This window comes from Planctomycetota bacterium (genome assembly GCA_035384565.1).
Classification (GTDB): Bacteria; Planctomycetota; PUPC01; order DSUN01; family DSUN01; genus DAOOIT01.
The window spans coordinates 1-24048 of the sequence record DAOOIT010000063.1 but is presented as its reverse complement, the minus strand read 5'-3'; the positions used below and the strand labels follow the sequence as shown (position 1 = coordinate 24048).

The 24048-nt window shown below is 67.4% G+C and carries 20 protein-coding genes, 1 tRNA gene and 1 pseudogene; 12 read left to right on the top strand and 10 right to left on the bottom strand.

What is annotated here, in order from left to right; genetic code table 11:
- Nucleotides 1-45: 45 nt before the first annotated feature.
- On the bottom strand, nucleotides 46-3153 hold the full coding sequence (locus tag PLE19_19085; GenBank protein ID HPD17053.1) for a hypothetical protein: 3108 nt from the start codon (nucleotides 3151-3153) through the stop codon (nucleotides 46-48).
- 149 nt (nucleotides 3154-3302) lie between these two features.
- Between PLE19_19085 and acs the strand changes: the two genes are divergently transcribed.
- From acs to PLE19_19035, 10 genes and pseudogenes are all read left to right on the top strand, one after another.
- On the top strand, nucleotides 3303-5198 hold the full coding sequence (gene acs / locus PLE19_19080) for an acetate--CoA ligase (protein HPD17052.1): 1896 nt from the start codon (nucleotides 3303-3305) through the stop codon (nucleotides 5196-5198).
- Nucleotides 5199-5284: 86 nt separating this feature from the next.
- Nucleotides 5285-6547: a PQQ-binding-like beta-propeller repeat protein gene (locus tag PLE19_19075; protein HPD17051.1), complete on the top strand. Its 1263-nt coding sequence runs from the start codon at nucleotides 5285-5287 to the stop codon at nucleotides 6545-6547.
- A gap of 59 nt (nucleotides 6548-6606) precedes the next feature.
- Nucleotides 6607-6825: a hypothetical protein gene (locus PLE19_19070; GenBank protein ID HPD17050.1), complete on the top strand. Its 219-nt coding sequence runs from the start codon at nucleotides 6607-6609 to the stop codon at nucleotides 6823-6825.
- Nucleotides 6813-7259 (top strand): PIN domain-containing protein, encoded by a 447-nt coding sequence (locus PLE19_19065; protein HPD17049.1) that lies wholly within the window; start codon nucleotides 6813-6815, stop codon nucleotides 7257-7259. The genes PLE19_19070 and PLE19_19065 overlap by 13 nt, the downstream gene beginning before the upstream one ends.
- A 42-nt stretch (nucleotides 7260-7301) precedes the next feature.
- Nucleotides 7302-7595 carry a hypothetical protein gene (locus tag PLE19_19060; protein HPD17048.1) on the top strand — a complete coding sequence of 98 codons (294 nt, stop codon included), beginning with the start codon at nucleotides 7302-7304 and terminating at the stop codon, nucleotides 7593-7595.
- A gap of 36 nt (nucleotides 7596-7631) precedes the next feature.
- A pseudogene (locus PLE19_19055) lies at nucleotides 7632-8528 on the top strand (alpha/beta hydrolase-fold protein).
- Between the two features lie 24 nt (nucleotides 8529-8552).
- A complete protein-coding gene (locus PLE19_19050) occupies nucleotides 8553-9536 on the top strand; it encodes a uroporphyrinogen decarboxylase family protein (protein HPD17047.1) in 984 nt (327 codons plus the stop codon).
- 63 nt (nucleotides 9537-9599) lie between these two features.
- Nucleotides 9600-11948: a DUF4962 domain-containing protein gene (locus PLE19_19045; protein HPD17046.1), complete on the top strand. Its 2349-nt coding sequence runs from the start codon at nucleotides 9600-9602 to the stop codon at nucleotides 11946-11948.
- Nucleotides 11945-13036 carry a mandelate racemase/muconate lactonizing enzyme family protein gene (locus PLE19_19040; protein HPD17045.1) on the top strand — a complete coding sequence of 364 codons (1092 nt, stop codon included), beginning with the start codon at nucleotides 11945-11947 and terminating at the stop codon, nucleotides 13034-13036. Before PLE19_19045 ends, PLE19_19040 begins: the two co-directional genes overlap by 4 nt.
- A gap of 275 nt (nucleotides 13037-13311) precedes the next feature.
- Nucleotides 13312-13629: a hypothetical protein gene (locus tag PLE19_19035; GenBank protein ID HPD17044.1), complete on the top strand. Its 318-nt coding sequence runs from the start codon at nucleotides 13312-13314 to the stop codon at nucleotides 13627-13629.
- Nucleotides 13630-13709: 80 nt separating this feature from the next.
- Here the strand turns inward: PLE19_19035 and selD are convergent, their stop codons facing one another.
- Nucleotides 13710-14753, bottom strand: a complete 1044-nt coding sequence (gene selD / locus PLE19_19030) for a selenide, water dikinase SelD (protein ID HPD17043.1) — start codon at nucleotides 14751-14753, stop codon at nucleotides 13710-13712.
- A gap of 57 nt (nucleotides 14754-14810) precedes the next feature.
- Nucleotides 14811-14906: transfer RNA gene (locus PLE19_19025), tRNA-Sec, on the bottom strand.
- Nucleotides 14907-15350: 444 nt separating this feature from the next.
- On the opposite strand from PLE19_19025, the gene PLE19_19020 reads away from it, so the two are divergent.
- A complete protein-coding gene (locus PLE19_19020) occupies nucleotides 15351-16232 on the top strand; it encodes a PP2C family protein-serine/threonine phosphatase (protein HPD17042.1) in 882 nt (293 codons plus the stop codon).
- A 5-nt stretch (nucleotides 16233-16237) separates the two neighbouring features.
- Here the strand turns inward: PLE19_19020 and PLE19_19015 are convergent, their stop codons facing one another.
- The 6 genes from PLE19_19015 to PLE19_18990 form a co-directional block, all read right to left on the bottom strand.
- Nucleotides 16238-17605, bottom strand: coding sequence for an ATP-binding protein (locus PLE19_19015; protein HPD17041.1), 1368 nt, complete (start codon nucleotides 17603-17605; stop codon nucleotides 16238-16240).
- Between the two features lie 15 nt (nucleotides 17606-17620).
- Complete coding sequence (locus tag PLE19_19010; GenBank protein ID HPD17040.1) at nucleotides 17621-18046, bottom strand: HIT family protein; 426 nt, start codon at nucleotides 18044-18046, stop codon at nucleotides 17621-17623.
- Nucleotides 18047-18148: 102 nt separating this feature from the next.
- Complete coding sequence (gene tilS / locus PLE19_19005; GenBank protein HPD17039.1) at nucleotides 18149-19576, bottom strand: tRNA lysidine(34) synthetase TilS; 1428 nt, start codon at nucleotides 19574-19576, stop codon at nucleotides 18149-18151.
- A gap of 71 nt (nucleotides 19577-19647) precedes the next feature.
- Nucleotides 19648-20322 (bottom strand): hypothetical protein, encoded by a 675-nt coding sequence (locus tag PLE19_19000; GenBank protein ID HPD17038.1) that lies wholly within the window; start codon nucleotides 20320-20322, stop codon nucleotides 19648-19650.
- Nucleotides 20319-20882: a zf-HC2 domain-containing protein gene (locus PLE19_18995; protein HPD17037.1), complete on the bottom strand. Its 564-nt coding sequence runs from the start codon at nucleotides 20880-20882 to the stop codon at nucleotides 20319-20321. Before PLE19_18995 ends, PLE19_19000 begins: the two co-directional genes overlap by 4 nt.
- Nucleotides 20879-21475, bottom strand: coding sequence for a sigma-70 family RNA polymerase sigma factor (locus PLE19_18990; GenBank protein HPD17036.1), 597 nt, complete (start codon nucleotides 21473-21475; stop codon nucleotides 20879-20881). The genes PLE19_18995 and PLE19_18990 overlap by 4 nt, the downstream gene beginning before the upstream one ends.
- Nucleotides 21476-21611: 136 nt before the next feature.
- Between PLE19_18990 and rsmD the strand changes: the two genes are divergently transcribed.
- Nucleotides 21612-22169, top strand: a complete 558-nt coding sequence (gene rsmD / locus PLE19_18985; GenBank protein HPD17035.1) for a 16S rRNA (guanine(966)-N(2))-methyltransferase RsmD — start codon at nucleotides 21612-21614, stop codon at nucleotides 22167-22169.
- Between the two features lie 73 nt (nucleotides 22170-22242).
- Here the strand turns inward: rsmD and PLE19_18980 are convergent, their stop codons facing one another.
- A complete protein-coding gene (locus PLE19_18980) occupies nucleotides 22243-23349 on the bottom strand; it encodes a hypothetical protein (GenBank protein ID HPD17034.1) in 1107 nt (368 codons plus the stop codon).
- Nucleotides 23350-24048 lie beyond the last annotated feature (699 nt).

Here is a 24048-nt window from a genome sequence, read left to right as displayed (position 1 = left end):
CGTGTGCCGAGCGACACGGACTGGCACGGACAGACACGGACGGGTTTAGTCTCGCAGCGCCCAGCGGATGCCGCAGCTCGGCTTGCTCTCCCAATAGGGGTGCAAAGAGAGGCCGTTGGACTTCGTGGCGCTCTTGTCGGCGCCATAGAGGATGTCGGGCTTCTCGTTATTGTTCACGCGGAAGGTAAAGCCGAAGGTTTCGCCCGGCTTGGGCCGCGCGGAACGGCCCGAGGGGCGCACTACGAACTCGGACCAGGGGATGGCGAGTTCGTAGGTGGTGACTTTGCCTTCGCGCTTGACGGCGTGCTGGCCGCCCTTGACGGGTCCCTGGTCGAACTTGGCTCTCGGCTGGCGCGGGTAGTGATGGCTCCGGGGCATCCCAGGGGCGAGGATGCGCCAAAGCTCACTCTTGCCATCGGTGCACTGGTAGGCCGAGAACTCGTAGTCAGTGTCGGGCATCGCGTGGAAGCCCCAGGGCACCCGGTCGGTGTCGAGCTTCATGTTGTAGTGGTAGTCGGGCAGGAAGTCGAAGCCGAGCTGGAGGTTATCCCCCGCCCAGGGCTGCTCGCCCCAGGGCACCTTCTTGTAGACGTAGTAGGCGTCGGCGAATGTGGCCTTCGGGTTGCGGTCCTTCGCCTGGAAGTAGACGCTTGCGGCGTTGCTGGTGATGGCGTGCTTCAGCTCGGGGTCGCTCTCGATGAGCTTCTGGTAGGCCGGCCATTCGGGGTCGGCCTTCATCTTCTCGGCGGTCTTCGCGTCGCGCATGTTGGCGAGGACGAACTTGCGGTATGGCCGCAGCCGTTCGCAGACAGCGTCGTCCTTTGCACTGCGGAAGTACTGCTCCTCGTCCCACGTCTCGAGCCGCTGATGGCCGGGGTAGTCGCTCTGGTCGAGCACTCGGGCGGCGACGTAGAGGAAGGCATCGTCCCAGGCGAGCTTCACCTCGGCGAACGCGCCATCGGGCTGGGCATCCTTAGCCTGGAGAAACGGCATCCACGCCTGCTGCGTGGGGTCAACCTTCTGGAGCTTGGCATCGGCTAGCACGCCCAGGTCGTCCTTCCAGTCGTCAAGGTTGCCATCCACCTTCTTCGTGCCGCGCCTGGCCGCGACGACGTTGAGGTACTCCGCCCATTCCGCCTTGCCGGCATCAGAAACGAACTCGGCCTTGAAAAGGTAGGCATTGGCGGGCAATGGCTTGGCCTGCGCCGGCTGAAACTTCAGCTCGCGCGTTTCGCCCGCCTTGAGGTCAAGCGGCAGCGTGTCGTCCTTCAGCGCGATGCCAGGGGGGGGCGTGACCTTGAGTGTGCCCTTGATCGGGCGATTGAGGAGGTTGTGCGCGGCAGCGGTCAGGGCCGCGCCGGGGGTGTCAATGGGCGCCGTGAAGTCCCGCAGGAGGATTTCCACCGGTCCGACGCCCTCAATTCGTGCCTCGCGGAGGCGCTGCTCGATAAGGCGGATGCCGCCGCGCGGCGAGCGAATGTAGCGGCTCAGGTAGTCCATCGGGAGCGTGACCTGCTTCTGCCCCTCGAACTCGCGGTTGCCGGCGATATCGTAGAACTCAAGGCGGCCGTCGCTGTTGTCAATGGCGATCGTGCCGCCCTCGTGGGCCTGGAGCTGCCACCAGAGGACGTCCTTCGGGTCGCCGCCGTGCGGGGCATAGAGCTTGCCAAAGAGCACGACCATCGCGTCGCGCCCGGTCCCGAACTGGAATGCCCACGGCAGATGCGTGTGGAAGAGCATGCGCTCGAACTTCCGCCCCGTCATCATCACGTTGAAGACGTTCGAGGCGAGCGCCACGGGGTTGGGCATCTGGAACTCCATGGGCGAGCCGGGCACCTTGAAGTACGTCATCGCCGGGTGCCACGGGGTCATGCGGTCCTGGCCGCAGGCGAGGAACTGTGTGACGATCTGTGGCAGCAGGACCTCGGAGGCGGCGATCCAGGTCTCGGTGTCCGTGCTCTCCTTGCCCCAGAACTTGGCGACCATCGGGCCGTAGCTCGTGCGCGGCGGCACGTAGTGGTCGGTGAAGATGTCCACCAGCTTCGCCAGCTCGTTGCGGTCCTCGCCCGCGAGGAACTTGTCCTCGGTGTTCATGATGGAGCACGCGGCGGCGGTCTTGATGCGGCGGCTCACCTTGCGAGCGTTGTCGGCTATCTGCTTCATCAGGGCGCGGTAGTGGTTGGAGTCGCTCTCCCAGCCGCTGATGGAGATGCCCTCCCAGGGCTCGTTCCAGTGCTCGATGGCCCAGAGGGCGCCGTTGCCGCGCTGCCAGTAGCGGTCGCAGAAGGCATATATCCACTTGCCGAACGCCTCGTAGTGTTTCGGCTGGCAGGAGTGGTCGGGCTTCTCGGGGATGCAGGCGGGGGTGGGCTGGCCGAGGGGATAGGTCCAGTAGGGGTGGCCGCCCATCGTGACGAGGGCATTGATCTTGGCCTCGGCCAGGCTGCCCATCAGGGCATCGTAGCGGGACCAGTCGTAGGTGCCGGGCTTGCCCTCGGCCCAGCCCAGCTCGATGCGGACGCCCTTGATGCCCAAGCGCCCCAGCGTGAGCGCCCGCGTGCGGATGTGCTCGGGATTCTGGCTGTCGTGGGTCAGGAATTGCCCCTCGCCGAAGACCGGGGCGTCAACATCGAAGCCCTCCTTCGGCTTCATCGCCCGCAGGAGCGTGCAGAGGAACTGCGGGTTCTTGCCGTTCGGGGCGATAGTGACCGCATACGTGCCGTAGCGGGCGGGCACGGGCAGGCCCCTGGCCTCCACTTCCGCCGTCGCCCCCTCCTTGTCCTCGACGGACACTGACACATCCACCTTACCGCGCGGCCCGAGGTTCTCGATGGCCACCGGCGCTGTCATCACCGACATCCCTGGAAGATACCTGTTCTGCCGCGCCGCGATCTCGATGACTTCCAGCGTGATCGACTTCAGCGGCTCCTTGTCCCGCGTCACCTTGAGCGTCAGGTCCACCGAATCGCCGGGATAGAAGACGTTCCCCGGCTGGCTCGAGCGCAGGAACATGAGCTTCGTGTCGGGCGCCGCGCAGCCCATCGTCTTCAGGTTCTCGGGCAGCAGCAGATCGGGCGCGCCCAGAGCCCCTCCGCCCGCCACCACACTCGCGGCAATCGCCAGCCGCCACAGCACCGCGCTCGCTTGGTTCACAGGCCGTCTCCTCTCAAGAGTGCTTCCCACCAGAGTAGCGATTCCTGGTGCCTCGTCAACTGCAACAACGTTTGACACGGCACGGCAAAGCGCTAGAATGCGAATAGCAAGGGCCGGTGGGCCGATGGAACCCGAGCGGAGTCGTCGCCATGGCCACCCCGGTCGTTGCCGCCGAGGCGGAGGTGTATACGCCTCCCGCCGAACTCGCCGCCAACTGCGCAATCCCCAACTACGAGGAGGTCTACCGCCGGTCCGTCGAGGACCCCGAGGGCTTCTGGGCCGAGGTGGCGCAGGGCTTCCAGTGGTTCGAGCCCTGGAAGCAGGTGCTCGACTGGCAGCATCCCTTCGCCAAGTGGTTCGCGGGGGCGAAGTGCAATATCGTGCAGAACGCCCTCGACCGCCATCTGGCCACCTGGCGGCGAAACAAGGCGGCGCTGCTGTGGGAGGGCGAGCCGGGCGACACGCGCTCGTACACCTACTTCCAGCTCTCCCGCGAGGTCTCCAAGTTCGCCAACGTCCTGAAGAGCATGGGCGTGCGCAAGGGCGACCGGGTGACGGTCTACCTGCCGCGCGTGCCCGAGCAGGTGATCGCGATGCTCGCCTGCGCGAAGATCGGCGCCATCCACAGCGTCGTCTACGGTGGCTTCAGCCACGAGGCGCTCCGCACCCGCATCCAGGACGCGGAGGCCCGCGTGCTGATCACGGCCGACGGCGGCTACTACAACGGCAAGGTGGTGGCGCTCAAGGAGATCGCCGATCAAGCCGTCGCCCACGCCCCCTCCGTCGAGGTCGTCATCGTGGTCCGCCGCGCCGGCAACCAGGTCAACATGGAGCCGGCCCGCGACGTGTGGTATCACGAGCTGATGTCGCTGCCCATCGCCTCGGCCGAATGCCCCACCGAGCGCCTCGACGCCGACGACCCGCTCTTCATCCTCTACACCTCGGGCACCACGGGCCAGCCCAAGGGCATCCTGCACGTCCACGGCGGCTACATGGTCGGCGTCGGGGCCACCACCAAGTGGGTCTTCGATCTGAAGGACGAAGACACCTACTGGTGCACCGCCGATGCCGGTTGGGTGACGGGCCATAGCTACATCGTCTACGGCCCGCTCATCAACGGCGCCACTTTGCTGCTTTACGAAGGCGCGCCCACGGCCCCGCGGCCCGACCGCTGGTGGAGCATCGTCGAGCGCTACGGCGTCACCGTGCTCTACACCACGCCCACGGCCATCCGCGGCCTCATGCGCTTCGGCCAGAGCTGGGTCGCGCGCCGCGATCTCTCGTCCCTCCGCCTCCTGGGCACCGTGGGCGAGCCGATCAACCCCGAGGCCTGGCGCTGGTACCACGCCAACGTAGGCCGCGGCCGCTGCCCCATCATGGACACCTGGTGGCAAACTGAGACCGGCATGATCATGATCTCGCCCGTTCCTTCCGTGAAGCTCAAGCCGGGCTCCGCCACGCGGCCTCTGCCCGGTGTGGTCGCCGAGGTCGTGGACGAGCACGGCAAGCCTGTGCCCGACGACCACGACGGTTTCCTGGTCATCAGGAGACCCTGGCCCGCCATGCTCCGAACCCTCTACAAGGACCCCGACCGCTACCGCCAGAACTACTGGGAGAAGATCCCCAACGTCTACACCGCGGGCGACTCGGCGCGGCGGGACAAGGACGGCTATATCTGGGTGATTGGCCGGATTGACGACGTGTTGAAGGTCTCGGGCTATCGCCTGGGCACGGCCGAGGTCGAGAGCGCGCTCGTCAGCCACCCGGCCGTCTCCGAGGCCGCCGCCATCGGCAAGCCCCACGAACTCAAGGGCAACGCCATCAAGGTCTTCGTGGTCCTCCGGACCGGCTACGACGGCACCGACAAGCTGAAGGACGACCTGCGCCAGCACGTGGGTAAGGAGTTGGGTCCCATCGCGCGGCCCGACGAGATTGATTTCGTCAGCGGCCTGCCCAGGACGCGCAGCGGCAAGATCATGCGCCGCCTGCTCCGCGCCCGCGAACTCGGCCTGCCCGAGGGCGATACCAGCACGCTGGAGGACTGACCGCCAGCCCACGTACCCACATGCGCCCCGCGTGTGGGCCTATCGCCTTCGTTGACACAGCGGCGGCCGCGTGGCATGCTGGTGACATGTCATATCTCTCCATCTGCATTGCCTTGGCGGGCCTGTCGGCGCACGCCCAGGACTGGCCGCGGTTCCGAGGCCCGGGCGGGGCCGGCATCAGCGACGCCACGACCATCCCCGCGAAGTGGACCGCCGACGACTACAACTGGAAGGTAAAACTCCCCGGCGAAGGCCACTCCTCGCCCGCCGTCGTCGGCGAGCGCATCTACCTCACGTGCGCCGACCCCGAGACGGCCGCGCGAACGGTTGCCTGCCTCCACGTCTCCGACGGCCGCACACTGTGGCGGCGCGACTTTGCTTCCACGAAGTACCGCCACAACGCCGCCAACAGCTTCGCCTCCGCCTCCCCAGCCGCCGATGCCGACGGCGTTGTCGTCACCTGGACCACGCCCGAGGAGGTGACGCTCCTCGCCCTCGACCGCGACGGCAGGGACATCTGGCGCCGCAACCTGGGGCCATTCACGGCGCTCCACGGCAGTGGAAGCTCGCCCGTCATCCTCGGCAGCCTCGTCATCCTGGCCAACGAGCAGGGCGACTACCAGACCACCAGCCGTCCCCCCGACAAACAGCCCAAGAGCAGCCTCATCGCCGTGGACCGCAAGACGGGCGAGACCCGCTGGCAGATTGACCGAAAGACCACCTGGTGCGTCTACGCCACGCCCTGCACCCGCCAGGACGAGGGGGGGCGGACGGAGCTCATCTTCGTCAGCACCTCCCACGGCTTCACCGCGGTCGAGCCGGCCAGCGGCAAGGTGCTCTGGGAGATCGGCGACCTCCTCAAGGAGTGCGTCAGCTCGCCCGTCGTGGCCGACGGCCTGGTCATCGCGGGCGATTCGTACTTCATGACGGGCGGCCACTTCGTCGCCGTCCGCCCGCCCTCGAAGAAGCATGGCGCAAACCCTGCCGTGGCCTGGGAAATCCCTAAGCCTGTCCCCCGCGTCTCAACCCCCGTCGCCTGGAATGGACGGCTCTACCTCTGGAGCGAGGAGGGTACGGTGGCCTGCCACAGCACGGCCACGGGGCAGCTGGTCTGGCGGGAGCGCATACAGGGCGGTGTGTTCCACGGCTCCCCTGTTTGCATCGCTGGCCGGCTCTACTGCATCTCCCGCAACGGCGACGTCATCGTCCTGGCGGCATCCGACAAGTTCGAGCTCCTCGCCCGCGTCCCGCTCGGCGAGTCCAGCAGCGCCACCCCCGCTGTCGCCAACGGCGTGATGTACCTCCGCACCCGCACGCAGCTCTTCTCCCTCGGCGGCAACAAGTCTTGACCACCGCTCGCTCAGGGGATATGATAACGGTGTGAGGGCGCTAGCCAGGAGGCACGCGAGTGAGCGCCAGAGAGTACCTGGAACTGCTGAACTGCGTCGAGCGGCTCGAGTCCGAGGAGCAGCTTCGCCTGCTTGGGGACATTGCGGCTATGCTCCGGCGCCGGAACGGCGACCGCCCGGCCAGTATTCTCGAATTGCGGGGCCTGGGCAAAGAGGTCTGGGATGGCGTTGATGCCCAGGAGTATGTTGACCGGGAGCGCGCCTCATGGAATGGGTGAGCCAACTGCGGGGCACCGTCGTGGGAGTGGACACGGCGCCGTTCATCTACTTCATGGAGGATCATCCGAAGTACCGCCCTGTCCTCGTGCCTTTTTCTGAGGTGTTGGACCGCGGCGAGTTCTCCGCTGTGACCTCCGTGCTGACCCTGTGTGAGGTTCTGCCCCACCCATTCAGGAAGGGCGCTCTCGGTCTTGCCGAGAACTACCGTAGGATTCTGCTGAGGGCGGCGCACTTGGCCACACTGAACGTTACGCCCGAGATCGCCGAAGACACCGCGCGGTTGAGGGCCAAACACAACCTGCGCACCCCCGACGCCGTCCAGATCGCCGCCGCGCTCCGCGAGGGGGCCACCTCTTTCGTCACCAACGACACTGACCTGCCGACGCTCCCCGGCCTCAGGATCATTGTCCTGGACAACCTGCTGGATCAGTAAGGTGTCCAGGAACCCCTTGTGCCCAACACCCGAGGAGGACCCATGCCAGCGACACTCGCCTACAACGTGCCGACCTCGTACCGCCATAATGGTTACATCTACATCAAGGGTGATGACAGACACCTGTTCCCCCCGCCCGGCACCACTGTTGACCTGCTTCTCGGAGAGAGCAATGTGCCTGTACAGGGCAGGGTCCGCATGGAGACGAAGAACCGTCTCCGCGTGTACGGCCTGCGCCAGTGGTTCGCCAGCCTCGGAGAGAAACGCGACCTCACTGTCGAGATCATCCCGGTGCAGCCGATGAAGACCTATCGCATACGCCCCACTGGCAGGTGAATGCCTTCGTGTCGAACCCCGCGGAGAGTCCACACTATGGCCAGACTGAGTCATTCGCTCCCACCTCTGCTAAGCGCCTTGTTGGCGATCGCCCCGGCTACCCTTGTGAGCCGCGCGCAAGGGGGAGAGCGCGGGTTCGGGGGGCCGATTGTGCTCAATAAGGACGATGTTCGGGCGTTCCCCGATCCGCCGCCCGGGTTTGACAAGAGGCGCGAGGGGATCTTGCACGGCCGGTTGGAGATGGTGAGCTATGAGTCGAAGTCGGTTGGGACGACGCGGAAGATGCAGGTCTACACGCCTCCCGGCTACTCGAAGGCGAAGAAGTATCCGGTGCTGTATCTCTTGCACGGGATCGGGGGCGATGAGACGGAGTGGCAGCGCTTCGCGACGCCCGATGTGCTGCTCGACAATCTAGTCGCCGACGGAAAGGCTAGGCCGATGATCGTGGTGATGCCGAACGGCCGGGCGCAGAAGAACGACCGGGCAGAAGGGGATGTCTTCAAGTCCGCCCCCGCGTTCGCCGCCTTCGAGCAGGACCTGCTGAAGGACGTTATCCCGGCTATCGAGGCGCGCTACCCGGTTCAGGCGGACCGCGAGCATCGGGCGCTGGCGGGGCTCTCGATGGGCGGCGGGCAGTCGCTCAACTTCGGGCTGGCGCACCTCGACACGTTTGCGTGGGTGGGCGCCTTTTCCGCCGCACCCAACACGAAGCCGGCGAAGGAACTGGTGCCCGACCCCGCCGCCGTCAAGGCCCGGCTGAAGCTGCTGTGGCTCTCCTGCGGGAATAAGGACGGCCTGATCCGCATCAGCCAAGGCGTCCACGCCTATCTCAAGGACAACGGCGTCCCACATGTCTGGCACGTGGATGACAATGGCCATGATCCGGCTCACTGGAAGAACGCGCTCTACTTCTTCGCGCAGCGCATTTTCCGCTGATCCTGAGACGAAGGCGACGCGATGACGGCCAGGGAGAATACCCTGCGAATCATCCAGTTCGACCACCCCGAACGGGTGGTGGGCGGGCCGCCAACGCATGGGCTGGCCTACTTGGGCTGCAACCACGAGGGCTATCAGGACGGCGGACACGATTGCCCGGTGGGCACGACCTGGACCGACATCTGGGGCACCGTGTGGCGGAAGGAACTTGACGGGGTGATGGGTTTCCCGCTGCACCATCCGCTAGCGGACCCGAAGGCGCTGAAGACATATCAGTGGCCGGACCCAGACGATGAGCGAATCATCGGCAAGGTCTACAAGGCCGCCGCGGCGAAGCCCGGCGATGACCTGTTCCTCAGCGGCAGCCACCGCGAGACGCTTTGGGAGAAGGCGTATATGCTGGCGAGCATGGAGACCATGATGCTCGCCTTCCGCGCCGAGCCCGGCTTCGCCCGCGAGATTCTGCATCGCGTGATGGACTGGCAGCTCGCCATCGCCCGGCACTACCTGGCCGTGGGCGTCGAGATCGCCAGCCTGGGCGACGACCTGGGCACCCAACGCGGCCCGCTCCTCGGTCCCGATATTGTGGCGGAGTTCCTCGTGCCCGAGTATCGCCGCCTGTTCGACCTCTACCGCAGCAAGGGCGTGCTCATCGCGTTCCACTCCTGCGGCAACATCGGGTGGATGCTGGACACGTTCATGGAGCTGGGCGTCAACGTCCTGAATCCCGTGCAGGCCACGGCGAACGACCTCGACGCCGTGCGGGCGCGGACGCAGGGGCGGATGGCGCTTCAGGGCGCGGTGAGCACGGGCACGATCATGGCTGGGCCGCCGGAGGCCATCGAGGCCGAAGTGCGGACGCGGCTGTGGCAGCTCGGGCGCGACGGCGGCTACTTCTGCTCGCCCGACCAGGGCATGCCCTTCCCTCCCTCCCACAGCGAGGCATTCCGCAGAGCGCTTGAGCAGCACGGCCGCTATCCGCTCACGCGCCCGCCTCGCACTTGACTCCCCCGTCGCTACATGGTCCTATTGCGCGTCCCCTTTCACAAGGACTAGGAGCATCCGGCCATGCTCGCGCGCAGCCTGGTGACCCTGGGAATCGTGTGCTTCGCGGCGGCTTGCCTTGCAGGAGAGCTTGCCGTGGATGACTCACCTGGCGGACCCGGCGAATGGGGGTTCCGGCCCACCGAGGGGGAGGCGAGCGACGTGAACCCGCCGGGCTTCGTGTGGCGGCCGCAGAAGGGCGCGGCAAGCTATGAGTTCGAGGTCTCGCGCGATGCCGCCTTTGCGCAGCCGGGCTACCGCGCGGAGGGGCTCCACTACAACGCGCACTGTCTGCCGAAGCCGCTGGAGCGGGGCCCATGGCACTGGCGGTTTCGCTACAAGAACGGCAGGGGCGAGCCATCGGCGTGGAGCCAGGTCAGGGCCTTCACCGTCGCGGAGAACGCCGTCGAGTTCCCCATGCCGCCGCGGGAGGAGCTGCTCAGCCGAATCCCCCAGGCGCATCCGCGTCTCTTTGTGCGGCCCGAGCAACTCGCCGCCCTGCGCGAGCGAGCCCGTGGCGACCTGAAGGAGCCCTACAGCCGCCTCGTGGCCGAGTGCGAGAGGCTCCTGAGGAACCCGCCCCCGACCACCGAGCCGCCCAAGTACCCGCCCGGCATGGAGACGAAGAGCGAAGAGTGGCGGGCCATCTGGTGGGGCAACCGCGTCTACACGATCAACGCGCTCAACGGCGCGGCCACGCTGGCCTTCACCCGCCTGCTCGGCGGAAGGGACGAGTACGGGCAGTTGGCGAAACGCCTCCTCCTCGCCGCAGCCGAGTGGGACCCCAAAGGGAGCACCGGCTATCGCTACAACGACGAGGCGGGGATGCCTTACAGTTACTGTTTCGCGCGCACCTACACGTTCCTCAACGATCTCCTCAGCGACGAGGAGAGGGCGAGATGCCGCCGAGTGATGGCCATCCGCGGCCAGGAGATGTACGATAACCTGGCCGCGAAGCACCTCTGGCGGCCGTACGACAGCCACGCCAACCGCGCCTGGCACAAGCTGGGCGAGGTCGGCATCGCCTTCCTGGGCGAGATCCCCGACGCCGCCGAATGGGTGTGGTTCGCGCTGCACGTGTTCTTCAACGCCTATCCCGTGTGGTGCGATGCCGACGGCGGCTGGCACGAGGGCTCGAGCTACTGGGCAAGCTACATCAGCCGCTTCACCTGGTGGGCCGACGTGATGCGCGTAGCGATGGGCATTGACGCCTATCGGAAGCCGTACTTCTCGCAGATCGGTTACTACCCGCTTTACCTTCAGCCGCCGGGCACGACGGGCGGGGGCTTCGGCGACCTGGCTGCCGACCGCCCTTCGAAGAGCGCCGTGCCCGTGATGACCACCTTCGCCTCCCAGGCGCGCAACCCATACTGGCAGTGGTACGTGGACGTTCAGGGCGGGCCGCAGGAGGAGAAGGGCTACATCGGCTTCATCCGCGGCGCCCTGCCAAGGGTCGAGCCTAAGCCGCCCGCCGATCTGCCCGTGTCCCGATGCTTCCGCGGCACGGGCCAGGCCGTGCTCAACACCACGCTGCTCGACGCGAAGGACAACGTGGAAGTCGTGTTCAAGAGCAGCCCCTTCGGCACTCAGAGCCACGGCTACGACGCGCAGAATGCCTTCCTGCTCTATGCCTTCGGCGAGCGGCTGCTCGTCTCGACCGGCCGCCGCGACATCCACGGCAGCGCCCACCACACGCAGTGGATGTGGGAAACGAAGTCCACCAACTCCGTCACCGTCAACGGCCAGGGCCAGGACAAGCACTCCAGCGCGTCGGTGGGGGAGATCACGGCCTTCCACACCTCGGCGGCATTCGACTTCGTGGCCGGCGAGGCCGCACGCGCCTACGGCGACCGGCTGAAGCGCTTCACCCGCCGCATCCTGTTCATCAAGCCCGAGGCGATCGTGATTTGGGACCGCCTGGAGGCGCCCAAGCCTTCGACCTTCGAGTGGTGGCTACACGCGCCGACGAGGATGGAGGTGAACGGCCAGAGCGACATCCGTGTGGCCAATGGCAAGGCCGCCTGCCGCGTGGCCTTCCTGGAGCCCGCGGGGCTCAAGCTCGCGCTCACCGACCAGTTCGACCCGCCGCCCCGCGCCCGAATCAAGCTCACCGAGTGGCACCTCTCGGCGGCCACGCCTGAGCCAGCCCTCGATGCCGACTTCATCACCACCATCCGCGTTCACAGGGCCGACGCCGCTGCACCGCCGCAGGTCCGCCACACACGCGCCGATGACGGCTTCACCCTTGAAACGCCGGTGGCCGACGGCACAGCGATCGTTACGCTTCATGGCGACACCATCAAAGCCGTCCGTCACGGCCGCAACGGCGCCCTGATCCATCAATTGACCATTGAAGGGGGCCATGTGAAATGAGAATCCAGCGCATCGAAACCTTCACGCGCGACCCGCTGTGCATCGTCAAGGTGACGACCGACGACGGCGCGACGGGCTTCGGCCAAACGGCGCCCTTCCACGCGGACATTACGGCCATGGTGCTCCACAAGCAGATCGCCCGTCACGCTCTCGGCGCCGACGCCACGGACATCGCTGGCCTCGCCCAGCGTTGCATCCAGGCGGAGTACAAGTTCCCTTGGTCCTATGTCTGCCGCGCCACTTGCGGCATCGAGACGGCGCTGTGGGACCTCCACGGCAAGGTCGCCGGCAAGCCGGTCTGCGAACTGCTGGGCGGCAAGCCGCGCGCTATCCCCGTCTACGGCTCGAGCATGCGGCGCGACATCAAGCCCCAGGACGAGGCGCAACGCCTGGCCCGCCTCCGCGATCAGAAGGGTTTCCGTGCCTTCAAGGTCCGCGTCGGCAAGGTCTGCGGCCACGACGAGGACCAGTGGCCGGGCCGCACCGAGGCCCTCATCCCAGCCGTCCGCAGGGCCGTCGGCGACGACGTGCGGCTGCTCGCCGACGGCAATAGCGGCTATACGCCCGCGCGCGCCATCGAGGTCGGCCGCCTCCTCGAAGACCATGCCTTCTCCCATTTCGAGGAGCCCTGCCCCTATTGGGAGCTCGAGTGGACACAGCAGGTCGCCGCGGCGCTCAGGATGCCCGTGGCCGGGGGCGAGCAGGACAACGATCTGGCGCAGTGGCGGCGGATGATCCGTATGAGGGCGGTGGACATCGTGCAGCCGGACGTGTGCTACGTGGGTGGCCTCGCGCGTGCGGCCCGCGTGGCCGAGATGGCCGCGGCGGCTGGCCTGCCCTGCGTCCCGCATTCGGCCAATCTCTCCCTGGTGTCCGTGTTCACGGTGCACCTGCTCGCCGCGATACCGAACGCGGGGCCACACATGGAGTTCTCCATTGAGCCGAGCCCCTGGGCAGAGGGCTTGTATCGCCCGACCCTGGACGCCCGGGATGGTCACGTGGCGCCGCTCGACGGGCCAGGGTGGGGCGTCACCCTGAGCGATGCCTGGCTCGCCGGCGCCGACCACGTTGCTGCTGAGGCCTCGTGAGCCCACTGACCCTTATCCTATGGATGTCGAGGTTCGTGCCAGAACTAGCTTGACAACCCTTTGCGCAAGTATATAATCGTGGATGGGGTGGGTGTGCGCGAGTCCGTGTGGGCGTGAACAGGAGGTGCTCGGAGATGTGCAAGCGTCGCGGTTGGGCCGTTCTCGGCGCCCTGGCGATGCTGGGGCTCACTCTACTGAGGGGTCCTGCGCTGGGTGCATGACCCGCCAGCGGGGGCAGCCGCCAGTCTGGCGGCGCAACGACTTGGTTCTCGGTCGTGGCCATCAAGAGCATGAGCGGGGAAGTGACGTTCGAGGCCATCGCGCCGAATGAAGTCTCGAAGCTCGAGAAGAGCCTGATGGAGGAGTACGCCGCGGCGTACAAGGTCTATCTGGAAGCCAGGAAAGACAACCCCTCCGAGGCGAAGCCCATCAAGCCCGCTGTAGTGATCATCGAGAAGGTCGTCCGAGGCAAGGACAAGGCCGAGGCCCTCGTCACAAAGCTCAAGGAGCAGTACGAGGCCAAGCAAGCCAAGAAACAGGGCGTCGAGCCTGCGCCGGCCGACGAGAAGCCCACGGCAGACAAGGCAAGTTGACACACTGCACGCACTGATGTGAATGGAACGGCCGGCGCTCGCGTTCGAGCGCCGGCCGTTTTATTACGTAGGGCCACTTCTCACGCGACGGCCACCCGGCCCTGTGGCTCCGCCACGATCCGCCCGATCACCGCCGCCTCTGCAATCCCCTCGGCGTGGAGGCGGGCCGCCAGCTCCTCTCCCCTCTCCAGAGCGACCAGCAAGCCGCCCGAGGTCTGAGCGTCGAAGAGAAGGTCCACCATCGCCTCGTCCAGGGAGCCCGCCAGCTCCACCTTGCAGGCGTAGGCCTCCTTGAGCCTCGCCGATCCAGCGGGCACCAGCCCCATCGCGCAGTAATCTGGGGCTCCAGGCAAGAGTGGGACGCGCCGCGCGTCGAGCACCGCTCCCACCTGGCTTGACCGCAGCAGCTCCAGCAGATGCCCGATGAGGCCGAAGCCCGTCACATCCGTGCACGCGTGCGCGCCGAGGGCCAGCGCCGCTCGTGCCGCGGCCCCATTGAGGCGCGCCATGCTCTCCGCGGCGGCCCTCGCATGCTCCGCCGCAGCCAGCCCGCCCTTGATCGCCGTGGCGACCACTCCGGTGCCGATGGCCTTTGTCAGCACCAGGCAGTCGCCCGGGCGAGCCCCGGAGTGGGTGACCAGGTGCTCGGGATGCGCGGTGCCCGTCACGCACAGGCCGAACTTCAGCTCGGGGTCATCCACCGTGTGGCCGCCGATGAGGGCGGCGCCCGCCTCGACCAGCTTCTCGTGCCCCCCCCGCAGGATCTCACGAGCGATCTCGCGGTACTCCGCACCCGAGGGCAGCGCCAGGATATTCAGCGCCGTGCGAGGGCGCGCCCCCATCGCATACAGGTCGCTCAGGGCGTTCGCAGCCGCGATCTGGCCGAACACGCGCGGATCGTCCACGATGGGCGTCAGCACGTCCACCGATTGCACGATCGCCACATCGGGCCCCAGCCGGTACACGCCGGAGTCGTCCCCCGTGCCGAAGCCCACGAGCACATCGGGGTCCGAGGGCATCGGCAGACACCCCACGAGTTGGGCCAGGTCACCCGGACCTGTCTTCGCCGCTCAGCCAGCCGCTCGCACGCGGCTGGTCAGGCGTGGTCTCTCTTGCTCACCCACGGCCGAGCCCTGCTACTATCAGGAGAAAAGGGCTGCCAGACATCCCCGGAACCCGCATGGCGGAAGGGGTAGGAATCGAACCCACCACGGGCAGTTTTATCTACCCGCAACTGGTTTTGAAGACCAGTGGGGCCACCAGACCCCGTCCCTTCCGACGCTTGGTCCACCGCGATCGTCAGCGCGGGTCACCGTCCCAGATCATACGACTTCTGTGCGCTCTCAGTCAAGTGGTGCTGCCATCTCAACCGAGATTGTGAAAGCGCCCGATCAGGCTCGGTCATGCAGCAGGAATTGACATGCCCTCCGCCTGAGCCTATAATGCGGAACGTTCTCTGGTGACGGAGGGCACACTTAGGCCGCTGTGCGGCAGAGCTAGGGCGCATGCTCGCCGGCTCCTATGCACTGATCTGTCCCCTATGCTCGCGCAAGCTGCGCGCCCGTCCCGGCTTGAGTGGGCAGCGGCTGCGGTGTTCCCTGTGCCAGGGCAGCTTCCTCTCGCCGCCAACGCTGTTCACGTCCAGATCGAAACGGCCTGCCACAGTCAATTCGCACTGCCCCTGCGGCGAGCCGATTCCCATCCGGCAGCGCCGCGAGGACATGTGGGTTCACTGCTCGCGATGCGGCAAGTGGATCATCGCGGCCAAGAACATGGAGACACAGGCCGTTCCAGCCCTGGGCGCCACCCCGCCGCCTCGGCAGGAACCTTCGACGCCTCATCCCATCCCTCTGCCCACCACGGCACACCGGGAGGAGATTGACCGCGCCCGCCATGTGGTGGACCAACTGCTGCCATCCGAGGCGCCTAAGCTGCCCGGGCTGGACATTGCGGCCTTCAACCAGTTCCGCCACGAGGTGGGCGGCGACTACTACGACTTTGTCACCCTGCCCGACGGCCGGCTGGGAATCGCCATCGCCGATGTGTCGGGCAAGGGCATCGGTGCCGCGATGCTCATGGTCCGCCTGCGCGAGATACTGCACAGCGTCGCTCCCCACGCCAAGACCGTCGAGGAGACCGTGGCGACCGTGAACGCCCGCCTCGTGCAGAACATCCCTCGGGGGATGTTCGTCACGTTCCTCTATGCCGCGATAGACCCCGCGTCGCGGGAACTCAGGGCGGTGAACGCCGGGCACTGCGCGCCGTTCGTCTGGCGGGCGCGCTTGACCGGGGTGCGGCTCCTGGATGTCCGCGGCCCCGCGCTCGGCCTGCTCCAACCGGAGGTGTTCGCGGGGGCCATCTCCTCCCGGCTCCTGCCTCTCGAGTCAGGCGACTGCATGTGCCTGTTCACCGACGGGGTGACCGAGGCCAAGAACGCGCAAGGCGAGGATTTCGGGGAGAGCCGCCTGGCCTCGGCGCTGCGGCAGTACGCGCACCGCTTGGCAAAGGGGATTGCCGACGCCATCGTCTCGGCGGTCGCCGCCCACACGGGCGAGGCCGTGCAGCACGACGACATCACGCTCATCATCCTGAAGGCCGACTGACGCCCTCACGCGCGAGCCGCCGTTCCCGCGCCGGCGCGGGGCGCCGTCGTCTGGGCTCCTGCGGCTGGCAGCTCAATGCGGAACGTTGCCCCGCGGCCCGGTTCGCTCTCGAGCGTCAGCTTGCCATGGTGCTCCTCGACGATCCGGCTCACAATGTTCAGGCCTAGCCCCGTGCCCCCTTCGCGGGTGGTGAAGAAGACCTCGAAGATCTGGGACTGCATCTCCTTCGGAATCCCCGGCCCGTTGTCTGCGACGCAGACGGCGACCCCCTCGCCGCTGGCCTCCGTGGTGACCGTGATGCTGCCTCCGCGCTCGAGGGCCTGGAGCGCGTTCAGCACCAGATTCTGCACCGCCTGGACAAACTGCCTGGCATCCAGCTCCACCGGCGGCAGGTCCCGGGCATAGCGGCGGACGAGTTGCACTCCGTGGGCCTGGCATTGCGGCTGGAGCAGTTCCAGCACGCTCTCCACTACATCGTTCACCCGAGTCGGCTCAAAGCGCGCCGACACGGGCCGGGAGAACGCCAGGAAATGGTTCACCGAGTCCTCGAGACGCTCGACCTCGCCCTTGATGCGCTGGACCTTGCCCCGGAAGTACTCGGCCTGGGCGGGGTCCGTCAGGTCCTTCAGCCGATTCTCCATCATCTGCACGTTGATCTTCACCGAGCTGAGCGGATTGCGGACCTCGTGCGCGATGCTCGCAGCGAGCGTGCCGACGTAGGCGAGCCGGCTTTCCTCCTGCACCTGCGCCCCGAGCCGCCGGGCGCGCTCGTGCAGGTAGAGGACGTACGCCGAGAAGACCGCGAGGATGGCCACACAGATGACCGTGATCTGCACCGAGGACCAGCTCAGCGGCTCCTGGAACTGGCGCAGTTGCTCCGCCAGGGCATGGGTCGAGAGGCCCACCACCAGGAAGCCTCTCTCCTGCTTCCCCAGGCGTATGCCTACCACGTACTCCGGCGCCACCGGGCCCTCCTGCCTCCGCAGGGCGCGAACCAGCTCATCGGCTGCCGGCGGACGGGTCTCCTCGGGCACCTGACGCCTGGCCGGAGCATCGGCGGTCGAGTTCAGCACGTTCCGCAGGCTATCTGCCAATTGGAGGTAGGCGACAGGCGGCGAGCCACCCAACAGCCGCTCCATGGCCGTGCGCACCGCGTCGGACGACGGCACGGACTTCTCAAGCACAGGTTCGAGGCTGGCCTTCAGATCGGCGGCGCGTTCCACGCTGTTGCCCACATAGTTCCAGAGTCGCTGGGCCGCCTCGGCGTGTCCCTGTTCGCGCGAGTACAGGTAGACGACGAGCGGCAGCAGGGTCATCATCACGAGCACGGCGACGAGAAGGTCCCGCCGCAGCGACCACATGCCTGATCGCATGGCATGCCTCCAGCTTCACACGCGGCGGATGGCCCCGCGGATGCGCTCGCCCAGCGCCGCCATCTCGCCCTCACGATACTTGCCCTGCTTCCACTGGAACGACACGCCATCGCGAGCGCGCCGCGGAATGACGTGGAAGTGCAGGTGCATGACTTCCTGGCCGGAACACGCGCCATTGAACTGGAAGAAGTTGAAGCCCTCCCCGCGAGTGGCGGCCAGAAGGCCTCGAGCAACGGGCCTCGCGGCCGCCATCAGCGCCGCCAGGACCTCGGGCGGCGTCTCGGGCAGTGTCGCATAGTGATCGCGCGGCACCAGCAGCGTGTGTCCCGGTGCGATCGGGTTGATATCCAGGAACGCGACCACCCGGTCATCCTCATACACCTGCACCGAGGGAATCTCGCCGGCGATGATCTTGCAGAAGATGCAGCTCGGGTCCTTCACATGACGACTCCTGCTCCCCTCGACGCACCACGATACCAGGCCCGCCTGCTTCGCGCAAGCGCGTCCCTCGGCCCGCCGACGGCGGCACAGGCGGCCCGAGCGTCACACGCCAAGACGCCCGGCTCGCAGGCGCCCGGCACGCCGAGTCGCCGGCGTGATCTTCACGCGATCGTCCAGCCGAACCCCCACAACCCAAACGATGCCGAGTTTGCCGACCACGACGGGGGTCGCCTCGCGCTCGGCTCGGGGCACACGCTCGCTCATCAGGAAATCCTTCAGCTTGACGGCTGTCGAGCCGCCAAGGGGCACAAAGCGGTCCCCCGGCCTCCGGCTCCGCACGACCAGGCGCTCGCCGGTCTGGTCGAGATCGAAGGTCTCCTCCCATCGGTCAGCGGCGCGCACGGCGGCGGGGTCAGCAACCGCTCCCTCGCTCTCCTCGGCCTCGATCCAGAGCCCAACGCCAGGCAGTTCCACGCGGCCAGGCACCGCGAGATCAGTCCGGATCGGGATCGGTGCGGCGCGCACTGGGTGAAATAGCACCACCTCGTAGCTGCGCTCTGCGACCAGGCCGCCGGGCAGCCGCACCTCCCTCCCCGACCCGCCGCGGAGCAGGCCCACAATCGCGTCGGCCGCCCGCCGCCGCAGCTCTTCCGTCTTGCTCGCCTGCTCGAAGGCCAGCCGGGCGGCCGTCCTCTGCACGAGCCGCGGCAGGGCGGCTGCGCGCGCGGCATCCAGCGCAACGCTGTCGCCCTTCAGGTCCCCCGCGAGGCACGAGCGCGCCAGCGCATCCACGGCCTGCCCCAGCGCCGCTGCGCGCGGCCCGAGTCGCAGAATCCCTTCCCGAAACCCCGCGCCGAGGCGGGCCTCCAAGGCCGGCAACAGATCATGCCGAACAAGGTTGCGCTCGAACGAGTCGTCGGCATTCGACGAGTCCTCCCGCCAGCGTAGCCCGCGCTGCAAGAGGTAGTCCACCACTTCGCCACGGCTGACGTCCAGGAGCGGTCGCACGACCATCGCCTTGGACACGGGCGACAACGGCCGCTGCCGCGGCATCCCACAGAGCGCCGCCAACTCGCCGCCGCGCAGCAGCCCCAAGAGGATCGTCTCCGCCTGATCGTCGGCCGTGTGGCCCAGCGCGACTCGTGCTGCGCCGACTTCGCCGGCCACTTGCTCGAGGAAGGCGTAGCGGGCGCGCCGAGCCACCGCCTCAAGGCTCCCCCCCGACTGCCGCCACAGGGCGGCTACGTCGGCACTACGGCTGTGACAGGCAATCCCAAGAGCGGCTGCTCGGGAAGCCACCGCCGCGGCGTCGCCCGTGGCAGCATCTCCCCGCAACCCGTGGTTGAGGTGTGCAACGAACAGGCAGAGCCCGAGCTGCCCGCGCAGCTCGGCCAGGGCTTCCAGAAGGGCCATCGAATCGGCCCCTCCCGACACCGCCACTATCACACGATCGCCTCGGCGGAACAGATCGTGCCTCTCGATCGCCTCCAGAACGCGCCGCGGCAATGCTGTCGGGGTGTCGTTGCTCACGCCGCCATTATAGCCAGCGCCGCAAGGGGTGGGCAAGCGGCTGCCTTCCCGCGCAGGCGCCGCACGCCCGCCTACTGGCCTACCGCCTGAGTTCCGGGAGTCGTCGGCTCTGCTCCGCTCCCTCGCGACGCCAGGACGGCAACGGTGGCCGCGCCCACCCCGCGGCACAGGAGGTAGAGGAAGACCGCCGCGCCAAACACGGGCACAAGGATCGAAGCCGAGATGGCAACGGCACCGGCGCCAACGGCACGCCAAGCGCAATGGGCGTTCCCCGGCCCGCCCAGCAGCCGCTCGCCCACCAGGCCTGCCGTGGCCGCAAGGCCCACGGCCGCAAGCCACACCAACACCCCAAGCACGCCCATCGCAGCGGCGCCCAGTGCAGGAGCGCCCCGCTTCGCCGCGTTGCCGAGCAGCGTGGCGGCGAGCAGGAGCACCACCACGCCCACGATTCCGACGAACACCACCCTCCACCGCCCCCGCTGCAACGCCACTCGAGCACGCTCCACCTGCACCGGCACCAGGCCAGCCGCCAACAGCATCATCCCCGCCGAACCCGCCGCGGCAGCAACCACCACGCTGAAGAGAAGCTTGCCGCCCAGAATCTCGCGCATGCCACGGAACTCGCCCGTCCAGCGCCCCTCGACTACGGAAGGTTGCCCCGCTTCTCCACCGCTCGCAGGGCAGCGTGAGCAGGCAATCCAGGCAGCCAGCAAGGCCGATAGGGCGATCAGGGTGCCCCTGTTCATTGCGCACCTCCTATTGGACGGTTCTTTCCATCGCTGGCCAGGCCCCGCCAGCGGTACGCCAGGATCACCTGAGCGGCAAGTGCAACCGCCAGGAGCGCGACTGCGGACGCGCCGGCGCCCGCTGAACCCGCCCAGTCGCCGGCTCCGGATACCAGCGAGCCAGCCAATCCAGCGGCTGAGTCCACGGCCGCGCGCCAGGAGGCCAGGGACCCCGCCACATCGGCCGTCGTCGGAATGGCCTCGGGGAGGCCACCCCACGCCAGGAACGACACGCCGAAGACCACGACAAGAAGGCTGGCGGCCATCACCAGGGACTGGAGGAGGCGACGACGCCTCGCCGCTCGTCGCACGCGAGCGGCGGACGCCGCGGCGAGGCAGGAGGGCGGGGCCGGAATGGCAGGCGCCGCGAGCGCCGAGTAGAGCAGGCGATACGTCGCCATCACGTGCCTGCATGCCGGGCAGCCGCGAACGTGACGCTCCAGCCGCTCGCGCTCCTCGGGCGCCAAGGCGCCGTCCAGGCAGCTCTGGGACAGCTCGCGGATGGCCTCGCAACCGATCATCGTTGGTCCCCCAGGATCGGGGCAAGAAGGCGTCGCAGACGCTCGCGCGCGCGGAAGAGCCGCACCTTCACGGTGCCCAGAGGCAGCTCGAGGGCCGCCGCAATCTGCTCGTAGGACAGTTCCTCGACGTGCCGCAGGGTGACGATGAGCCGGTAGTCGTCGGGCAGTTCAGCTATCGCGCGCTCCAAGTGGGCCGCCACCTCCGCTTGCGAGGCCGTCTCGCATGCGTCGGGCTGCGTCGAGGGCAACTCGATCGGCTCACTCTCCTCGTCGCCCACGGTGGCCATCAACGCGGGCCTGCGCTTCTTCAGGGCGTTGATGCACACCCGCGTGGCGATGCGCAGCAGCCAGGGCTTGAGCGGCTCGCCCAGACGGAACGTGTCGAGCTTGCGCCACACCCGAAGGAAGACCTCTTGTGTCAGGTCCTCTGCCGCCGCGGCATCGTAGGTCATTCGGTAGGCAACGGCGAACACGGCTCGCTCGTACTTGCCCACGATGCGGGCGAACGCGCCCTCGTCCCCCGCTCTCGCGGCTCGCACCAGATCGGTGGAAGGGTCTGAGCATCCCACGGCATCGCCCTTCTGCTCGATCATACAGCGCATCTCTGCCCGGGGTTTCGCTCCCATTGTAGCCAAAGGGGGTTCCCCCGTGAAACCCGCAATGGGCGCGGGCGGTTGACCTCTCGGGCGTCGAGCGCTACGATTCAGGCGTTGCCCAAGGAGCACGCGGATGAGGGTGATTTCCGGCACGGCACGCGGCGTGCCGCTCAAGGTGCCCCCTGGCACCCGGGTGCGGCCGACCAGCGCGCGCGTGCGCACGTCGCTCTTCAGCATCCTCGGCGACACGGTGGCCGGGGCGCGCGTGGCCGACGTGTTCGCCGGAAGCGGCGCCCTGGGCATCGAGGCCCTGAGCCGGGGCGCCTCCTTCTGCTGCTTCGTGGAGAGCGCCCGCGCCGCGCTCGCCGCGCTGGCCGATAACCTGGCCCGCACCCGACTCGCCGGCAAGGCTCACGTGCTCCGCGAGGACGCCTTTGACGCGGCCCCATCTCTGGCGGCGATGGGTCCGTTCGACCTTGTGTTCCTCGACCCGCCCTACCGCCTGGTCCGCGGCGGTGGTGATCCGTTTCTGACCCTGCTGGAAGGTCTGTGTTCAGGCCCGGCCCTGAGCCAGGCGGCGCTCGTGGTGGTGCAACACGACACCGCCACTCCCCTGCCCCAGTCGTTCGGCCGCCTTGCGGCTTCCGACGTGCGCGTATACGGCGCCACGACGCTCACCTTCCTGGAATAGCCCTCCCAAGCAGACGGGCGGCACCACGGGTGCGGCGCCGCCCGTCCTCCGACATCTCGTCGTTGCCGACGGCTCAGGTCGTCGGCGGGTAGAAGCACATCACCTCGAGCGGCTCCGTGCCCTCCGACACCAGGCGATAGCCCGGCAGGCAGGCGGGAATGAAGTAGAACTTGCCCCGCGCAATCGGGTGGTCGCCGAACTTGCCGCTGAGCTTGCCCTTGCCGCTGATGCCTGAGATGCAGTAGAAGCCCTGGCCCCCCTTCATCGTCAGTTGCCCCTTGACGATCATCCGCTTGACGTCGAAGTACTGCTTCGCCTCGTCGGGAACCAGCTTCTCCTCGACGCTGCCGTTCTCGCGGCGGATGACCTCGGGCTTGCGGCGCACGTAGCCGTTCAGGTAATCGAGCGGCATCTTCTCGAACTTCACGGCCTGAAGGGCCGTGTCCCAGTCGAGCCCGCAGGCGGCATCCTTCTTGCCGAACGGGAAGCCCTCCCACTCGGCCAGGATGTTCCAGTCGGTCGGCTCCTGAGGCTCCATGATGCACACGCCCGAGCCCAGGCTGTGGGCGTAGCTGTCGCGCAGGAAGATGATGTCGCGCGGATGCGGCACGAACTCGTGCATGTGCCGCAGCATCTCGTCACGGTCCTGGGCCTCCAGCCACTTGCGGAAGTCCTTCGGGTCAATATCCTCCTTCCAGCCCACCCAGGTCTTCGCCTGGGGCCGAGTGTCCAGCACCACCCAGGCCTCATTCTTCCCGTAGTCGTCGTTCAGGTGCTTCTTCGAGAAGGCGGGCGATGGGTGCCAGTGGACGGGGATGTGGGCGTCGTCGCCGACATCGAAGATCTTCACCAGGATACCGAGCTTGGTGCCGAAGCGCTTGTGGTGGCGCTCGCCGAGGGTCTCGACAGGAAGCGCCTTGAGCAGGTCGTGCAGGAGCACGACCTCGCCGTTGGGCAGGTAGATGCGGCTGAAGCCCTTGTCAGGCGGGTTCTCGCGGCCGGGCGTCACGGCGCGGTTGGTCGAGAAGAACCACTCCTCCGAGCGGTAGTCGTCCTTCGGGTCCGGCTCCCCCATGAACTTGGCCCGCAGCTTGCCGCCATTGTAGAAGTGAAGGTACGTGTGCGGCGCGATCGGCACGGGCTTCTCCACCGCACGCTTCATCAGGTCCAGGTTCGCCATAGCGTCACCACCTTTCCCCACTTGTCGTCCCCCCAGGAAACAGCCGCCCATCCGGCGCGGCACCCCCAAATCTAAGCGCCTTGAGCCACTCGTGTCAAGCGCTGTACATCCCTTGAGGCCCATCAGGAGCCAGCGCCCCTGCCTTGGCAGCCGATGGGGACCGTCTGACCGGGGCTGCTGTGCTGGCGAGGTCTCCCCATAACCCTATATACCGCAATGTCTTACACCCTCCGGGCGTTCCAGCCGTCATACTTGCTCATCCCGCAGATGAGCGAGAATGGCCGGAGCCCAGAGAATCGCCAATCCTCGCCCTTCCACCCATACTTGCTCACTTCCCCCCGCTCAGGTTTGAGCAACTATGGGCGGGGTGCGCCCTGAGCGCACTGGGAGAGCCCTCCCGACGAGACGCCCGGCCCACTACGCGTTGGCATGCCGCCACGCCGCATCAGGCCGGTCGAGCCCGGCCCGCCGAACCGCACGGAGCATCATTCTTGGCTCATCAGGGTCTGGCGATCCCGACGCGGCCGCCGATGGGGAGCGTGGGACGGGGGCTACGGCGCCGCCGAGTGCCTTCCCATAACCCTATATGCCCCCGTGCCTTACGCTCCTCGGCCATTCCCGCCCCCATACCTGCTCATCTCCCGGATGAGCGAATATGGCCGGAACCGCGAGAATCGCCCATTCTCGCCCATCTACCCA